This window comes from Phaeacidiphilus oryzae TH49, from assembly GCF_000744815.1.
GTDB classification, from domain to species: domain Bacteria; phylum Actinomycetota; class Actinomycetes; order Streptomycetales; family Streptomycetaceae; genus Phaeacidiphilus; species Phaeacidiphilus oryzae.
Genome location: NZ_JQMQ01000005.1, coordinates 496,107 through 513,481 on the forward strand (window position 1 = coordinate 496,107; position 17,375 = coordinate 513,481).

Below are 17,375 nucleotides of genomic sequence, written 5' to 3' on the forward strand. Positions count from 1 at the left end.
AGGTCGCTAGCTTCTCTGCCCTCTCAGTCGTCCACCCGGTACTCGGCGTGGACGAGCTCCAGCAGTTCGGCCACCGAGGTCTCCTTGGTCGGCCGATCGAAGGTGATCTCTCCGTGCTGGAGCAGGTTGACCCGGTCGCAGATGTCCACGACCTGGGCGTAGTTGTGGGCGATCAGGATGATCGCCAGGTCCCCGCGCTCCTTGAGCCGGCGCAGTAGCCGCAGGATCAGGCCGGCCTCCTTGGCGCCCATCGCCGCCAGCGGCTCGTCGAGCAGCAGCAGCTTGGCGCCCTCCGCGTACACCGAGCGGGCCACCGCGATCGCCTGCCGCTGGCCGCCGGAGAGCTGGCCGACCTCGGTGCTGACGTTGGGGATGCGGATCCCGATCGAGTCCAGTGCCTGCCGGGACTGGCGGCGCATCTCGGCCCGGCGCAGGAACGGCAGCGGACGGTAGGTCAGCTCCCGGTTGAGGAACAGGTTCAGATACACCGGCAGGTCGTTGACCATGGCCAGGTCCTGGTACACGGTCTCGACCCCCATCGAGCGGGCGTGCACCACGGACCGGAAGGAGGCCGGCCGCCCCTCGAAGCGGATCGTTCCCGAGTCCGGCTGGTGGAAGCCGGAGAGGATCTTGATCAGGGTGGACTTGCCCGCGCCGTTGTCGCCGATCAGGCCCAGGATCTCGCCCCGGTGGGCGCGCAAGGTGATGTCGTGCAGCGCCTCGACCGGGCCGAAGCGCTTGGACACGTGCTCGACCGCGATCACCTCGGGGCCGAACTCCTCCGTCCCCTCCGGACGCTGGTCCGGGATCCGGCCCTCGGCCCGGCCGTGCTCTCGTGCCTGGTCCTGGTCCTGGCCCTGGTCCTGCTCCTGTGCGTTGTCGCTCATCTGCTCGCCCGCTTCCGCGCGATGCTCAGGTACACGTTGAGAAGCATGGCCACCACGATCGCGACTCCCAGCACCACGTCGAAGGCGTTGGCGTTGACGCCGGTGAGGTTGAACCCGTCGTAGACGATCCCCAGCAGCAGCGCGCCGAGCAGCGCGCCGACCACGGTCCCGGAGCCGCCGAGGAGGGCGGTCCCGCCGATCACGGCGGAGGCGACGGCCAGGAACATCGTCTCGTTGCCGCCGTTGGTCGGGTCGAAGGAGCCGACCCGGATTCCGTCCAGGATTCCGCCGAAGCCGGCCAGCGTGCTGGCCATGATGAAATTGATGATCTTAATTCGGTTGATCCGGATTCCGCTTTCCGCGGCCCCGATCGGATTGCTGCCCACCGCCTGACTGCCGATTCCGAACCGGGTCGCGGAGAGCACGACCTGCATCACGGCCACGATCGCCAGCGCCCAGATCAGCTCCGACCACCGGGCCTTGCCGAGCACCTGGACCAGCCAGCCGCTGGCCGGCGCCGCCACCGGCTGGGCGTTGGAGGCGATCAGCGACATCCCCTCCAGGAAGAAGCCCATCCCCAGGGTGACGATGAACGAGGCCAAGTTGAAGATCGTGTGCACCAGCCCGTTCACCAGGCCCACCCCGGCGCACAGCAGCAGTGCCACGATCAGCGCGGCCAGCAGCGGCAGCCCGTCCCCGGTGAAGGTGGTGACCAGGAACGGGGCCAGGGTGAAGACGAACCCGGCCGAGAGGTCGATCTGCCCGCAGACCAGCAGCATCGTCTCGCCGCAGGCGACGATGATCCACGGCGCCACGTACTGCGCGATGGTGTGGTAGTTGCCGGTGCTGGTGAATCCGGTACTGGTCACCGCGAAGTACACCGCGGCGGCCAGGCACACCACGAAGATGCTGAGCTCGCGGCGGCGGACCAGCCCCCGGCCGGTCGCCGCCGCGATCTCCCGCACCCGGTCGGTTCCCCGTGCCCGTTCGGTTCCCCGGGCCTCGTCGACCCGGGTCACAGCTGGACGGTGGACGCGGGCGGCAGCGGGAGCGTACTCGGCATGTTGATGATCCCCTTGCTGCTCCCGCCCTCGAAGGCGCTGTTGGCGCTGGCGTAGATCCCGGCATTGGCCTTGGTCACGAAGGTGAGGCCGGTGTCGGTGGCCGGCGGCGTGACCAGTGTCCCGGACAGCCGGTAGAGGTAGAGGTAGAGCACCGGCAGGAAGCCCTGGAGGTACGCGGACTGGTCGATGGTGAAGTCCATGGCCCCGGACTTCACGCCGTTGATGGTGTCGGTGAGGGTGTCGAAGCCCCCCGCGTGCACCTTGCCGATCAGGTTGTGGGTGGTGATCAGCTGGGCGATGGAGGCGGTGCTTCCGGCGTCCACCGCGTACAGCCCCTTGGCCCCGGGGTGGCCGGAGTACGCCGCCGTCATCGCGTTCAGCTCGCCGGCCTGCGCGGCGCCGGTGTTGATCGAGGTGATCTTGACCCCCGGGGCCTTCTGCTTGAGGGCCGCGGTGAGACCGTTCAGCCGGGGCTGGACGTTGTTGCCGCCCGGCTGCGAGATCCCGACCAGGATCTCCCCCGAGGTGATGGACTCCGCGATCCGCAGGCCCATCTGGAAGCCGGACTGGTAGAGGTCCTGCCCCACATAGGTCAGCGGGTAGTTGTTCGGCGCCGTGGCGTTGTAGGCGATGACCGGGATGCCCTTCTGGAAGGCCGCCTTGGTCGGCCCCACGAAGGCGTTGTTGTCGGTGAGCGAGATGGCGATGCCGTGGGCGCCGCTGTCGATGGCGGTCTGCATGGCGTTGGCCATCTGCGAGACGTCACCGCTCTCCGAACCGGTCCACTGCGGGGTGGGCAGCCCGAGCAGTGCCGCCGCGTCGGCCAGGCCGGTGCGGGTCGGGCTGAAGAAGGAGTTGGTGGTGACGTGGTTGACGAAGACGAACTTCCACTTCGGGGTGGACGGGAAGTTGCCGGCGCCGCCGCCTCCGGAGGAGCTCGCCCCCCCACCGCCGCCGCCGCCCGAGCTGGTGCATGCCGAGAGGAGTCCGGCGGCGCCGGCCGCCGCGGCGCTTCCGCCGAGCCAGGCGAGCGCCCTGCGGCGCGCTATACCCCTGCTCTCCGGCTCCTCCGCCGCGTCGAGTCTTTCGAGCTCAACGGGTTCCTGGGAATTCTGATGATCTCTCATCTCGCCGCCCCCAAAAGGGAGTTGTCGTGTTAGCGCTCACAATTTGGCACTGAGCCCCCGGGGCGTCAAGACACATGACGACTACCGTGCGGCAACAGATGAGAAGTCGTAAGCGGGCCCCCGGATATCGCCTGCCGCCTCCGCTGCCTCCCGGGGCCGCCGAAGCGGTCAGGATCGGAGAAGCGCCCTCCGCCCGCCCCACCTAGCATGGGAGCGCTTCCAGGCGTACGGGTGGACGGACGGAGACGCGAGGGTCATGGCAGGTAGGGCGGACAGAACGGACAGGGCCGGCGACCGGGACGGGACGGCCGGCGGGGCGCCCGCTCGGCAGGCCGCCGACAGCCACGACCTCATCCGGGTGCACGGCGCCCGGGTGAACAACCTCAAGGACGTGGACATCGAGATCCCGAAGCGCCGGCTGACGGTCTTCACCGGGGTCTCCGGCTCCGGCAAGAGCTCGCTGGTCTTCGGCACCATCGCCGCCGAGTCCCAGCGGCTGATCAACGAGACCTACAGCGCCTTCGTCCAGGGCTTCATGCCGACCGTCGCCCGCCCCGAGGTAGACGTGCTGGACGGCCTGACCACCGCCATCCTGGTCGACCAGGAGCGGCTGGGCACCGACCCCCGCTCCACCGTCGGCACGGCCACCGACGCCAACGCCATGCTGCGGATCCTCTTCAGCCGCCTCGGCAAGCCCTACGTCGGCGCCCCGCAGGCCTTCTCCTTCAACGTCCCCTCCGTCAAGGCCAGCGGCGCGATCACGGTGGAGAAGGGCGGCCGCACGGCGCAGCGGGTGTCCTTCTCCCGCACCGGCGGGATGTGCCCCCGCTGCGAGGGCATGGGCACCGTCTCCGACCTCGACCTCACCCAGCTCTTCGACGAGTCCAAGTCGCTCGCCGAGGGGGCGATCATCGTCCCCGGCTGGACGGTGGACAACTTCTTCGTGGTCAAGCCCTATCTGGAGGGCGGCTTCCTCGACCCGGACAAGCCGATCCGGAAGTACAGCAGGAAGGAGCGGCAGGACTTCCTCTACCACGAGCCGACCAAGGTCAAGGTCAACGGCGTCAACGTGACCTACGAGGGCCTGGTGCTCCAGGTCCAGCGCCGGTTCCTGGCCAAGGACCGGGACTCCCTCCAGCCGAAGGTCAGGGAGTTCGTGGAGCGGGCGGCGACCTTCGCGGTCTGCCCGGAGTGCGCGGGCACCCGGCTCAGCGAGCCGGCCCGGACGTCGAAGATCGAGGGGATCCACATCGGCGAGGCCTGCGCGATGCAGATCACCGATCTGGCCGCATGGGTCTCCGCGCTCGAGGAGCCCTCGGTGGCCCCGCTGCTGGACTCCCTCCGGCACAGCCTGGACTCCTTCGTCGAGATCGGCCTCGGCTACCTGTCGCTCGACCGGCCCTCGGGCACCCTCTCGGGCGGCGAGGCGCAGCGGGTGAAGATGATCCGCCAGCTCGGCTCCTCGCTCACCGACGTCACCTACGTCTTCGACGAGCCGACGGTGGGCCTCCACCCGCACGACATCCGGCGGATGAACGACCTGCTGCTGCGGCTGCGGGACAAGGGCAACACCGTGCTGGTGGTGGAGCACAAGCCGGAGGCGATCGCGATCGCCGACCACGTCGTCGACCTGGGCCCGGGCGCAGGCTCCGAGGGCGGCACGGTCTGCTTCGAGGGCACCGTCGAGGGCCTGCGGGCCAGCGGCACGGTCACCGGCCGGCATCTGGACGACCGGGCCGCCCTCAAGGCCGAGACCCGCCCACCGTCCGGCGTCCTGGAGATCCGCGGCGCCGACACCCACAACCTGCGGAACGTGGACGTGGACATCCCCCTCGGGGTGCTGACCGTGGTGACCGGCGTGGCGGGCTCCGGCAAGAGCTCCCTCGTGCAGGGCTCCCTCCTCAAGGGCCCGGTGGCGGCCGAGGCCGGGGTGGTATCGGTCGACCAGAGCGCCATCCGCGGCTCCCGGCGCAGCAACCCGGCCACCTACACCGGTCTCCTCGATCCGATCCGCAGGGCCTTCGCCAAGGCGAACGGCGTGAAGCCGGCCCTGTTCAGCGCCAACTCCGAGGGGGCCTGCCCGAACTGCGACGGGGTCGGCGTGGTCTACACGGACCTGGCCATGATGGCCGGCGTGGCCACCCCCTGCGAGGTCTGCGGCGGCAAGCGGTTCGACGCCGGCGTCCTCGAATACCGCCTGGGCGGCCGGGACATCAGCGAGGTGCTGGACATGTCGGTGACCGAGGCGGCGGGGTTCTTCGCCGCGGGCGAGGCGGCCACCCCCGCCGCCCACCGGATCCTGGAGCGGCTCTCCGACGTCGGGCTGGGCTACCTGACCATCGGCCAGCCCCTCACCACCCTCTCCGGCGGCGAGCGGCAGCGGCTCAAGCTGGCCACCCACATGGGCGAGAAGGGCGGCGTCTACGTGCTGGACGAGCCGACCTCCGGCCTCCACCTGGCCGACGTCGAACAGCTGCTGGCCCTCCTCGACCGCCTGGTGGACGCCGGCAAGTCGGTGATCGTCGTCGAGCACCACCAGGCGGTGATGGCGCACGCCGACTGGATCATCGACCTGGGCCCGGGCGCCGGCCACGACGGCGGCCTGGTCGTCTTCGAGGGCACCCCGTCCCAACTGGTCGCCGCCCGCTCGACGCTGACGGGCGAGCACCTCGCGGAGTACGTGGGCGCCTGACGGGCCCCGGCGCGGACGTCAGCCGCCGTCCGGGCCGCCGGTGTCGGTGCGGGCCAGGTGACCAGCCAGGCCGGCACGCCGAGCGGTGAGCCCAGCGTCAGCCACCGACGGGTCGCCGGCCGAGTGGGCCGGAACGCGACCCGGCCGCGCGCCTCGTCCTCGCCGTCCTCCTCGCCGCCCCCGAGGCCGGCTCCCCCGGTCGTTCGATCCACCCGGAACCCACTCCCTCCGACGTGTCCGCTGCCAGGCACATCGGACATCGCCACCGTATTGCCCGGCACCTGTGGATTTCCAGGAGGAAAGCCCTGGATTCGGGCTTTCGGGATTCTCGATCCGATTCCCACTCATCCTGCCTTCGGCCCTCGCGCGCCTTCCGCCCGCGCAATTCCGCGCGAGCCCGCGCAGCCTCCGCGCCCTCCGGCGAATTCACAGGTCAGCCCCGCGCCACCGGCCCCCCGCCCCGCGTAACCCGGCGGAAAGACCCGGGTGACCGGGCGGCAATCGCCGATTTCTAACGTCTCGCCCGGTTCGACGAGACCTGAGGCGAGACGAGAGGAGGGGGTGGGGCGGATGGGACTTGCCGACAACCCGGCGATGGAGGACTGCTCACTGCGCTACGCACCCAGAGCCCAACGGAGCTGGTCCCCCGGCATGATCTTCCTGAGCTGCCTGGTGGGCCTCTCCGCGATGGCCGGGTACGCATTGGACGCCGCCTTCGTCGGAGAGTACGGATTCGGGAACGCGCTCGGCGGCTTCGCCGTGGCGACACTGATCTGCGTACCGCTCACGGTGGTGATCGCCTTCCACATCGCCCGCGAGCACATCGACATCGACCTGCTGACCCGCGGCTCCGGCTTCGGCTATCTGGGTTCGACGGTGACCTCGCTGGTGTACGCGAGCTACACGCTGATCTTCCTCGCCTACGAGGGCGCCATCATGGCGCAGGCGGTCACCGCGCTGACCGGCGGCGCGCTCGACGTCCGCCTCTCCTACGCCGTGGTGTCGGTGGCGATGGTGCCGCTGACCCTCTACGGGATGTCCTTCAGCACCCGCTTCCAGGCCTGGACCTGGCCGCTGTGGGCGGCACTGATCGTGCTGGCAGTGGTCTCCGCGGTCAGCGCCCCGCACGCCTGGCACGCGATGACCGCACTGCACGGCCCGGCCACCGGCGCGATCGGCCTCTCCACGGTGGCGGTCTTCGCCATCGCCGCCGCCCAGCTCTCCACCGCCGCGCAGATCGGCGAGCAGGGCGACTACCTGCGGTTCATGCCGGACCCCGAGCCGACCCGCCGCTCCCGCAGGATCTGGCGGCTGGCCGTGGTCTTCGGCGGACCGGGGCTCTCGCTCTTCTTCATCGTGGTCTTCTTCGCCTCCACCCTGCTGGTGGGCTACGCGCAGCCGCGGATCGGCGCGACCGGCGCGATGGTGCCGGTGGACCTCTTCACCTCGGTCTACCAGCGGGTGACGGGCAGTCACACGCTGGCCCTGATCCTCTCCGGGGTCCTGGTGCTGGTCTCGCAGATCAAGATCAACATCATGAACACCTACTCCGGCTCGCTCTCCTGGTCCAACTTCTTCTCCCGGCTGCTGCACCGCCACCCCGGGCGGGCGGCCTGGGTCTTCCTCCAGGTCGGCCTCTCCCTGGTGCTGATGGAGAGCGGCATCTTCGCCCACATCACCACAGTGCTGGCCTGGTACGCCAACATCGGCATCGCCTGGATCGGCGCGATGACCTCCGACCTGGTGGTCAACAAGCGCTGGCTGCGGCTGAGCCCGCCAGGGATCGAGTTCAAGCGGGCGCACCTCTACCACGTCAACCCGGTCGGCTTCGGCTCGATGGTGCTGTCCGGGAGCGTCGCGATGGCCGCCTACTACGGTGCCTTCGGGCACACCGCCGCCGCGCTCTCCGCCTTCGTCGCGCTGATCCTGGCCCTGGTGCTGCCGCCACTGCTGGCGCTGGCCACCCGCGGCCGCTGGTACCTGGCGCGGACCAGCACCCTGCCGGCCGGAGAGGCCGAACTCCGGTGCGCGGTCTGCGAGGAGACCTTCGACGTTCCCGACATGGCCGCCTGCCCGGTGCACGAGGGGGCGATCTGCTCGCTCTGCTGCTCCACCGATGCCACCTGCCACGACGCCTGCAAGCCCAGCCCCTGGCGGCCGGTGGGCGGGGGACCGCCGCCGACGGTCGTCCTGCCCTGGCCGACGGCACGGACCGCCGAGCGGCTGCCCGCCGAGGAGCCCGCCGGATGAGCACCGCGCCGCGGCCGCCGGCCGCTCCCCCCGCACGCCGGACCCGCTTCCGCCACCCCGGTAACCTCCCGCACACGCTCCCGCCACGCCTGCGAAACCGCCCGCCCGCAGCGTCGGAGGGCATGAGCGGCACCGCTTCCCCCTCCCCCTCCCCCTCGTCCGGCAGACCCGCCTCCGCCGACGCCCGGCGGCTGCGCGACCTGCTGCGCTCGCACATCCTCCACGGCGGCCACCCCGACGGCCGACTCCCCTCCGAGCCGGAGCTGATGCGCCGGCACAGCGCCAGCCGGACCGCCGTCCGCGAGGCGCTGGCCCTGCTCCGCGACGAGGGCCTGGTCGAGCGGCTGCGCGGGGTCGGCACCCACGCGGTCTGCCACTCCGTCACCACCCGGCTGGCCGAGGCGCACGGCGTCGCCGCGCCCGACCCCCGGCAGGCGCGGGCGCACGAGGTGCGGGTGCGGGTGCTCGACCGCTCCGCGCTGCCCGCCCCGGACGCGGTGGCCGAGCGGCTGGGCGTGCCGGTCGGCAGCCCGTGCATCCGCTACGAGTACCTCTCGCTCCGGGACGGCCGGCCGGTCTTCGTCGCCACCAACTACGCCCTGGCCCCCGAGGGCGAGCGGCTGCTCGGCGTCCCCTTCCGCACCGACTGGTACCGGCTGCTCGGGGACGCCGGGCTGACGGTGGGACAGTCCGAGTTCCTGATCGGCTCCGGGCTGGCCGATTCGACCAACGCGCCGCTGCTGGGGCTCGAACCCGGCAGCCCCGTGATGCTGCTCGAACAGATCATCCGCGATCCGGAGGGACGGCCCTGGGACCTCGCCTTCGTGGTGATCCGCTCCGACCGCTTCCTCTTCCTCTCCCAGGAGTTCGCCGAGTTCGCCCAGTCCGCCCCCTTGCCCACCCGGAGGAACCCATGACCGACACCCCCGCCGACGGCCTGCCGTCGACCGTCACGGCGGCCGCCGCGGCACTCCGCGCCGGCACCGTCACCAGCACCGCACTGGTCGAGCACGCGGTGCGCACCGCCGACCGGCTGGACCCGCGGGTGGGCAGCTTCATCTCGCGCTACCGCGAGGAGTCGCTGGCCGCCGCCGCCCGGGCGGACGCCGACTTCGCGGCCGGCACCGACCGCGGCCCTCTGCAGGGCATCCCCTTCGGCGTCAAGGACATCATCGCCAGCACGGACGGCCCGACCACCGCGCAGAGCCTGGTCCTCGACCCGGCCTGGGGGGAGGAGACCGGGGACGCGGTCGTCGTCTCCCGGCTCAGGGCGGCCGGCGCGATCGTCGTCGGCAAGGCCTCCACCATGGAGTTCGCCATCGGCTCGCCCGATCCGGAGAAGCCCTTCCCGATCCCGGCCAACCCCTGGGACCTGGAGCGCTGGGCGGGCGGATCGAGTTCGGGCACCGGCAGCGGGGTGGCGGCCGGGATGTTCCTGGCCGGACTCGGCACCGACACCGCGGGCAGCATCCGCATCCCGTCCGCGTACTGCGGGATCACCGGGCTGAAGCCCACCTTCGGCCGGGTGCCCAAGTCCGGTTGCGTACCGCTGGGTTACACCCTGGACAACATCGGCCCGATGGCCCGCAGCGCGGCGGACTGCGCCCTGCTGCTCGGGTTGATCGCCGGTCCGGACGCGAGCGACCACTACAGCGCGGACGTCCAGGTGGACGACTACAGCGGTGCGCTGGCGGACGGTGCCGGCGACCTCTCCGGCCTCACCATCGGCGTGGACGACCTGGTGGCGGCCTCCGACGGGCACGTCGACCCCGCGTTCCGCGCCCGCTTCGACGCGGCCCTCGGCGAACTGGCCGCCGCCGGGGCGCGGATCGTCCCGCTCTCGCTGCCGCTGTACGCCGAACTCACCGCCGCCGACATGGTGGTGATGCTCAGTGAGGCGCTCGCCTACCACCAGGGCGACCTGTCGAGGCGCTGGGCGGACTACGGGGCCGGCACCCGGATGACGGTCGGCTCCGGCTTCGCCTTCACCGGCGCCGACTACGTGCAGGCGCAGCGGGTCCGGCGGGTCGGACAGCGGATGGTGGCCGGACTGCTGGAGGGGGTGGACGCGATCGTCACGCCGACCAGCACGCTGCCCGCCCCCAGGCTGGACGAGTTCGCCGACCGCGTGCCGCTGCTCTCCTTCGGCGGACTCCACACCCCGTACTGGAACTCGGTCGGCAATCCGACCCTGGCGGTGCCGATCGGCCCGGCCGCAGACGGACTGCCACTGTCGATGCAGATCTCCACCCGGCCGTTCGCGGAGGCGCTGGCGCTGCGCGTCGGCGACGCCTACCAGCGCCGGACCGCGCACCATCTGTCGGTCCCGCCGCTGGCCCTGGCGGAGCCCGTCGCCGCCGTCAACTGACCGTCCCCGCCCACCGATTGGAGCCCGTCATGCTCGACGCCGACGCCACCGGTCAGACCGCCGACCGCGCCACCGCCGAGGCCCTGCTCGCCGCGAGCGGCCTCTCCCCCGCCCCCGCAGAGACCGACGCCCTCGCCGCCGCCTACCCGGCGCTGCGCGCGATGGCCGCCGTACTGCACGCCGTCCCGGAGGCCCGCTACGAGGCCCCGGCGGTCAACTGGACGCCGGCGCTCTGAGCCGGCCTGCCGCCGCCGTTCGCTCAGGACTCCGCCACCGGCGGTTCCTGGACGAACGGCGGCGACGTGCCGGCGGCGGCCGGGCCCCCGCGCGGCCCGGCGGACCGGCGGAGGGCCCCCGGTCAGGCGATCGGCTTGCCTTCGCTGGTGGGCCAGTTGGCCATCAGCTCGTTGGACGGGAGGGTCTTGTCCAGCAGCTTGCGGCTCTGCTCGGCGCCGCTGACCGGGAGTCCGGCCGGGTCGAGGAGGCCGATCTGGACGAGGACCGAGGCCTGGTCCCAGTAGATGTGCTCGTTGTACAGCTTGTCGCCGCGCATGGTGACCACGGCGACCAGCGGGACCTCCACGTAGCGGCCGGTGGGCGGGACCCCCGGGAGCATCCAGTCGATCTCCCGGTCGTGGGTGAAGCAGAAGAGCATCTCGTCCACGATCCGGTCGGTGCCGATCGTGCGGGAGAGCGGGACGGTGCGGGTGACTGGTCGTCGACGCCGAAGATCTCCTGGAGGAGGGCCAGTCCGGGCCCTGAGCCCTGCGCGGGTTCGGCCAGGTAGGCCGCGAAGGTCTCGCCGCCGTCCTTGCCGATGTCGATGTACCGACCCATGTCGCTGCGCTTCCCTTCCTCGGCGGCCCCGGAGTCACCGGATCCGGGCAGCCTGCCAGACCGGCGGCGGGCGGGGACAGCGGTGTCCGCGGGGCGGAACACCGCCGCGTTCACTTCTCGAAGCCGCGGCGGCGGTCTTCACGAAAGGTCCGTACAGACCCTGGTCCTGAGTGGACGCCGTCACTAGATTGACTGGCCGTCATCTGGCTTGCGCGATGAGGCTCCCCGCTCTGCGGGGGCCGATGTCCATTCAGGAGCCGTTTTGAGTCCTCTGACCATGCTGGGCCGCCTGCGGCGAGCACCGTGGACGGCTGCGGCCGCCGCCCTCTCGGCCTGCGCCCTCCTCACCCTCGGCGGGGCCCCGGCGCACGCGGCCGCCGCCCCCGACCCGGGCGCGGGCGGCGCCGCCACCGGCGGTCCCGGCGTCGCCTCCCGGTTCGACCTGGCCCGGAAGGACTGCCTGGGCACCGCCAGGAACACCGCCTCCAAGGTCTGGTACACGGTCGCGGACGGAGTGCTCTCCGACGTCTACGAGCCGACCATCGACAACACCGACGTGCAGACCCTGCAGTACGTCGTCACGGACGGGTCCGGCTTCACCGACCTGCAGAGCCGCGACATGACGTACACCGCCCGGGCCGACGCCACCGGCATGGTCTGCACGGTGACCTCGACCGACGCCGCGCACGGCTTCCGGCTCACCACCACCTACCTCACCGACCCCGCCCGGGACACCGTGCTGATGCGCACCGCCCTCGGCCCCCTCCCCGGCTCGGCCCACCGGGCCGACCTCTCCCGGCTGCACGTCTACGCCCGCCTGGACTCCCACGCCAACGGCAACGGGGGCGGCGGCAGCGCCAACGGCGGCGGCAACACCGGCGCCGTCGACCCGGCGACCGGGACCCCGGTGGTGTACTCCGCCAACACCGCCAGCACGGCGGCCAACCGGGACTACGCGGTGCCCACCGCGATGGCCCTGGACGCCGATTCGGCCGGCGCGGCCTCGGTCGGCTACGCCGGAACCGGCTCCGACGGCCTCACCGCGCTGGACGCCACCCACCGGCTGCCCGGCACCACCTCGGCGGCGGACGGCCACATCACCGCCACCGAGGAGGTGACCCCCCGTCACCTCGGCGCCGCCGGCGGCTCGTTCACCCTCGCCCTCGGCTTCGGCCGGAGCGGCGCGCAGGCCCTGAGCACCGCCTCGGCCTCGCTCGCCACGCCGTTCCCGGCCGCCCTCGGCCGCTACACCGCCGGCTGGCTCGGCTACGACGCCCGGCTGAAGCAGCCCGGCACCGGGCTCTCGGCCACCGACCGGCGCACCTACCTCCTCGACGCCAACGTGCTGAAGGCCAGCGAGGACAAGACCTATCCGGGCGCCGTCGTCGCCTCGCTGGCCTCCCCGTGGGGCCAGGCCGTGGACGCCGGGGCGGTCTCCGGCGGCAAGCCGGTCTACTTCGGCTCCTACCGCGAGGTCTTCTCCCGTGACCTGTACGAGGCGTTCACCGGCCTGATGGCGGACGGCGACACGGCCACCGCGCGGGCCGCGACCCGCTTCCTCCTCGAACGCCAGCAGCTGCCCAGCGGCGAACTGCCGCGCAACTCCCTGGTGAACGGGAAGAGCGCCCCGGACACCGGCGGCGACCAGCTGGACGAGACGGCCTACCCGATCCTGATGGCCTACCTCTCCGGCCTGGGCGGCGACTCCGCCCTGTGGTCCCAGCACCTCAAGTCGGCCGCGGACTTCCTCGTCTCGCACGGCCCCTCGTACGGGGTGGAGCGCTGGGAGGAGCAGTCCGGCTACTCGCCGTCCACCATCGCGGCCGAGATCGCCGGCCTGACCGCCGCCTCGGCGATCGCCGAACGGCACGGCGACCAGGCCGACGCTCAGCTCTACCAGGCCACCGCGGACGACTTCCAGCGCAACGTCAAGAAGTGGACGGTGACCACCGACGGGCCGGACAGCTCCCGGCCCTACTTCATCCGGCTGTCCAAGAACGGCGACCCGAACGCGGCCACCAGCTACGGCCTCGGCAACGGCGGCCCCACCCTGGACCAGCGGACCGTCCTGGACGGCGGCTTCCAGGAGCTCGTCCGGCTGGGCGAACTCCCGGCCGGCGACCCGGTGTTCGCCGACTCGCTGAAGGTCCTCGACCAGCATCTCTCGGTCGCCACCCCGACCGGCACCGGCTACTACCGGTACGGCGACTCGGCGAGCGCGGGCAGCGCGGACGGCTACGGCGACTGCTCGACCACCGACAGCCAGACCTCCTGCCGCACCCCGGGCGAGCCGTGGCCCACCACCGACACCGGGACCGGCCACCTGTGGCCGGTGCTCTCCGGCGAACGCGCCCAGTCCGCACTGGACCTCGGCGACCCGGGCACGGCCAGGGCGATGCTCTCCTTCATGGAGCGCTCGGCCTCCGGCGTCGGCCTGGTGCCAGAACAGGTCTGGGAGGACCCGGACCTGGCCGCCTCGCCGTACGGCTCGGACCCGACCACCGCGTCGATCGGCTTCCAGGACGGCCATCCGGCCGGCTCGGCCGCCCCGCTGACCTGGGCCCAGGCCCAGGAACTGCGGCTGATCGGCGAGTTGGGCACCGGACGGGCCGGCGACCGGCCGGACATCACCACCGCCCGGTACGTCACCCACAAGGCGCCCGACGCGGCCGCGCTCACCATCGACTCGCCGAGCGGCGGATCGACGGTCAGCCCCGGCTCGGACGGGACCATCGCGGTCAGCGGCCGCACCGCCCCCGGCGCCGAGGTCGTGGTCGGCGCCGAGGACACGGACAACGGCAAGGCCGCGCCCACGGTGAGCACCACCGCGGACGCGGGCGGGGCGTACGCGGTGCGGGTCGCGACGGGATTCGGCACCAACGTGATCACGGCCACCGCGAGCACCGCCTCGGGCGCCACCGGGTACGCGCAGACCGCGGTGGTCGCGGACGTCTCCGGCGGCACCACGGTGCTGGACACCGCCGACGCCACCGGCGACGACGACGGCCCGGGCACCTACCGGTACCCGACCGCGTCCGACTTCACCGCAGGCTCCTTCGACCTGACCCGCTTCCAGGTGATCACCAGCGGCGGCACGGTGTACCTCCGCACCACCCTGCGGGCGCTGGCGCCGACCTTCGGCAACACCATGGGCGCGCAGATGCTCGACGTGTACGTCCACGACCCGGGCGCGGCGGCGGCCGACACCTCCACGGCGGCCGCGGACCCCTCGCGGAACTACACCATCGCGAGCGGGGACGCCTGGAGCCAGCGGCTGGAGGTGCAGGGCTTCGCCTCCCCGGTGTGGGTGAACGCCAAGGGCGACCAGGTCGGCACGCCGACCGCGGTGGTCGCCTCCACGGTCAGCCGGACCATCACCATCGCCCTCCCGGAGTCCGCCTTCGGCACCCCCGGCCAGGGCTGGTCCTTCGCCGTCGCGCTGACCGGCCAGGACGGCAACTCGCCCTACCAGGTACGGCAGTTCACGCCGACGCCGGGTTCCTACACCTTCGGCGTCTGCGCGGCGGGCGACTCCGCGCCGCTGTGCGCGGTGGCGCCGGGGTCCGTGCCGAAGGTGATGGACACCCTCACCCCGCCGGGAGTGGACCAGTCCACCGAACTGAACCCGCTGTCCGGACCGGTGAGCCTGCGGGGGGTGGCGGTGCCCTGAGACGGCCGCCGCGCGACGCCTGCGCCGCGCTCTCGGCGACGGCCACCGGGTGTCACCCCGGAGCCCGTCGCCGAGCGCGGCCGAGCGAAGCCGCCGACCGGGCGCGCCCGTCCCCCCGCACCCCTGCCTTGCGCCGCCTTCGGCGCTGCGCTGGGGCCGGCGGCCGGCGGCGACGGCCCGGTCGGCGCTGGGCGCCATGAGCGCTCGGCGCCATGAGCGCTCAGCCCGGTCGGCGCTCGGCGCCGTGGCCGCTCGGCGCCGTGGCCGCTCGGCGCCATGAGCGCTCGGCGCCGTGGGCGCTCGGCCCGGTCGGCGCTCGGCCCGGTCGGCGCTCGGCGCCAAGAGCGCTCGGCCCGGTCAGCGCTCAGCGCCGTGGCCGCTCGGCGCCATGGCCGCTCGGCGCCATGGCCGCTCGGCGCCATGGCCGCTCGGCGCCGTGGCCGCTCGGCGCCATGAGCGCTCGGCGCCGTGGGCGCTCGGCGCCGTGGGCGCTCGGCGCCGTGGGCGTTGCGGTCAGCCGCCCCGCACGGCCGATCGCGCGTCCGGGACGCCGGCGCCCGTGCGGCCCAGGTGGTCGCCCGGGACGGGGACGCAGCTGCCCAGCAGCTGGGCCACCACCTGGTCGACCCGCCACTCCGACCGCTGCGTCGGCGTGGGCGTCGCCATCGGCGGCTGGATCGGCGACTGCGGCTGCGGCTGCGCCTGCACCTGGGCGAGCGCCAGCGCCGCCAGCCCGGTGACATGCGCCGCCGCCAGCGCCGTGCCCTCGGCGACCGCGTACGAGCCGGTGACCGCCGTGGTGAGGATCCCCTCCCCCGGCGCGGCCAGGTCGACCCCGGGCCCGAAGGCCGTGAACCCCGGCGCGTACAGCCCCGGCCGGGCCATGGCGCCGGCTGCCTCATGGGCCTCGTGGAGCGTCCCCGGCGGGTATACCCCGGGCACCCCGACCGCCCCGACCGACAGCACGCCCGGCAGCCCCGCCGGCAGCGCGACCCCGGTGCCGGAGTCCCCCGCGGGCGCGATGCACAGCACCCCGGCCCGCCGGACGTCCTGCAGCTTCAGCGCGACCGCCGCGGACGGCTCCGGGTAGCTGAGGTCGATCTGCGCGATGTCCACGCCCTGCGCGACGCACCAGTCCAGTGCCTCGATCAGATGGCTGAGCCGCCCGTGCGGGAAGAGCCCGCAGGAGTAGAGCTCCGCCTCGGCGGCGATGCCGGCGATCCCGGCCCTGTTGTCCGCCGCCGCGATCACCCCCGCACACCAGGTCGCCCGCCCGGTCGGGTCGACGTCCGGGATCCGGTCGGAGTCGGCGACGAAGTCCCGGCCGCCGTGCACGGCGTTCTTGAGGTCCGGGTGGGCCGGGTTGATCCCGGAGTCCAGCAGGGCGATCCGCACCCCGTGGCCGCGGAGGGTCGGCGGCAACTCGTGGAGCCTCAGCGCCTGCTGGCCCCAGCCGAGGATCGAGCGGTCCGGGAAGCCGGTGAAGGTCTCGGCCAGCGGCCGCAGTTCGACCATCGCCTCCTCCTCGCCGCCCTGCGCCGGCTGCGGCCGCCGCACCAGCGCGGACCAGTAGTCGGCGATCGGGCGGACGGCCAGGGCCAGCACCGTCTCCGGGGTGTCGCCGTAGAGCTGGAGGACGGCCCGGCCGCCGGAGTCGGTGACCGCGTGGGCGGGCCCGGTCCGGCCGACCGCCCAGACGTGGGCGCCGCCGACCGGGGCGCCCTCGGTGCCGCGCACCCGGACCCTCATCGGGACGGGCTCGTCCAGCACCGGGGCCAGCGCCGGGTCGGCCACCGGTAGCGCGGCCGTGATCGGGCTCGCCGCGGTGTAGACCAGCGGCTGGTCCGGTTCGACCAGCAGCTGCGGGTCGCCGGCCAGAGCCCGGGCCCGGTCGGCCGGCATCTCGACCACGATCACCGGCGGGCAGGCCCGCGGCTGCAGTCCGGGCGGCTGGAGTCCATGCGGCTGGAGTCCAGAGGGCGTCAGGCCGCCCGCCGTGGCGGCCCCTCGGCCCTGGCCGGCGTCGATCTGCCGGACCACCCGCACCTGGCTGTCCTCGTCCAGCGCCTTCAGAAGTGCGGCGGCGTCCACCAGGGGCACCGCCGGCCGGCCCGGCGGGGACGGCGGGAACGGACTGGGCAGCACCAGGTACCGGCCCCACTCCGCTCCCTCCTGCCCCCGCTGCCCGCCGGGGGCCCGCTGCGCGGCCGCGCCGCTCTGGCCGGGCCGGCCACTCTGGCCACCCGCGCCGCTCTGCCCGCTCTGGCCGGGCTGGCCACTCTGCCCGCTCTGGCCGGGCTCCGGGCCCGGCGCGCCGGTCGACGCCTGCTCCGCGGCCTCGCGCCCGGCCGCCGCCTTCCTGCTCGTCCTGGGAGGGACCTTGCCGCCGCGCTCACCAGGCGGGACCGTCCCACCGGTCTCACTCATCGCTGCCACCCGCTCTCGCAGTCGTCACGGATCACCGACGGGCCGGCCGACGT

General features: G+C 73.1%; 11 protein-coding genes. 6 read left to right on the forward strand and 5 right to left on the reverse strand.

Annotated elements, in window-relative coordinates; all coding sequences use genetic code 11:
* Positions 1-23 precede the first annotated feature (23 nt).
* The 3 genes from BS73_RS06545 to BS73_RS06555 are packed head-to-tail and all read right to left on the reverse strand — an operon-like array spanning position 24 to position 3,078.
* Positions 24-887, reverse strand: coding sequence for an ATP-binding cassette domain-containing protein (locus tag BS73_RS06545; protein WP_084703846.1), 864 nt, complete (start codon positions 885-887; stop codon positions 24-26).
* Positions 884-1,906, reverse strand: a complete 1,023-nt coding sequence (locus BS73_RS06550; RefSeq protein WP_200886656.1) for an ABC transporter permease — start codon at positions 1,904-1,906, stop codon at positions 884-886. Before BS73_RS06550 ends, BS73_RS06545 begins: the two co-directional genes overlap by 4 nt.
* On the reverse strand, positions 1,903-3,078 hold the full coding sequence (locus BS73_RS06555; RefSeq protein WP_063836930.1) for a substrate-binding domain-containing protein: 1,176 nt from the start codon (positions 3,076-3,078) through the stop codon (positions 1,903-1,905). Before BS73_RS06555 ends, BS73_RS06550 begins: the two co-directional genes overlap by 4 nt.
* 256 nt (positions 3,079-3,334) lie before the next feature.
* On the opposite strand from BS73_RS06555, the gene BS73_RS06560 reads away from it, so the two are divergent.
* The 5 genes from BS73_RS06560 to BS73_RS06580 all read left to right on the forward strand — a co-directional run bounded on the left by BS73_RS06560 (position 3,335) and on the right by BS73_RS06580 (position 10,624).
* A complete protein-coding gene (locus tag BS73_RS06560) occupies positions 3,335-5,770 on the forward strand; it encodes an ATP-binding cassette domain-containing protein (protein WP_037570407.1) in 2,436 nt (811 codons plus the stop codon).
* A 570-nt stretch (positions 5,771-6,340) separates the two neighbouring features.
* Positions 6,341-8,020, forward strand: coding sequence for a purine-cytosine permease family protein (locus BS73_RS06565; protein ID WP_037570408.1), 1,680 nt, complete (start codon positions 6,341-6,343; stop codon positions 8,018-8,020).
* A 122-nt stretch (positions 8,021-8,142) separates the two neighbouring features.
* Complete coding sequence (locus BS73_RS06570) at positions 8,143-8,937, forward strand: GntR family transcriptional regulator (RefSeq protein WP_084703847.1); 795 nt, start codon at positions 8,143-8,145, stop codon at positions 8,935-8,937.
* Positions 8,934-10,388 (forward strand): amidase, encoded by a 1,455-nt coding sequence (locus BS73_RS06575; protein WP_037570409.1) that lies wholly within the window; start codon positions 8,934-8,936, stop codon positions 10,386-10,388. The genes BS73_RS06570 and BS73_RS06575 overlap by 4 nt, the downstream gene beginning before the upstream one ends.
* Before the next feature lie 29 nt (positions 10,389-10,417).
* A complete protein-coding gene (locus BS73_RS06580; RefSeq protein ID WP_037570410.1) occupies positions 10,418-10,624 on the forward strand; it encodes a hypothetical protein in 207 nt (68 codons plus the stop codon).
* A 122-nt stretch (positions 10,625-10,746) separates the two neighbouring features.
* Here BS73_RS06580 and BS73_RS06585 read toward each other — a convergent pair whose 3' ends face one another.
* Positions 10,747-11,052 carry a hypothetical protein gene (locus tag BS73_RS06585; protein WP_037570411.1) on the reverse strand — a complete coding sequence of 102 codons (306 nt, stop codon included), beginning with the start codon at positions 11,050-11,052 and terminating at the stop codon, positions 10,747-10,749.
* A 435-nt stretch (positions 11,053-11,487) separates the two neighbouring features.
* Here BS73_RS06585 and BS73_RS06590 point away from each other — a divergent pair, with 435 nt between their 5' ends.
* The gene (locus BS73_RS06590; protein WP_200886657.1) at positions 11,488-14,895 is read left to right on the forward strand and encodes a glucodextranase DOMON-like domain-containing protein; all 3,408 of its coding nucleotides are present in this window, start codon (positions 11,488-11,490) and stop codon (positions 14,893-14,895) included.
* Between the two features lie 513 nt (positions 14,896-15,408).
* On the opposite strand, the gene BS73_RS06595 is transcribed toward BS73_RS06590, so the two are convergent.
* Positions 15,409-17,322: a S8 family serine peptidase gene (locus BS73_RS06595; protein WP_152617537.1), complete on the reverse strand. Its 1,914-nt coding sequence runs from the start codon at positions 17,320-17,322 to the stop codon at positions 15,409-15,411.
* Positions 17,323-17,375: the final 53 nt, after the last annotated feature.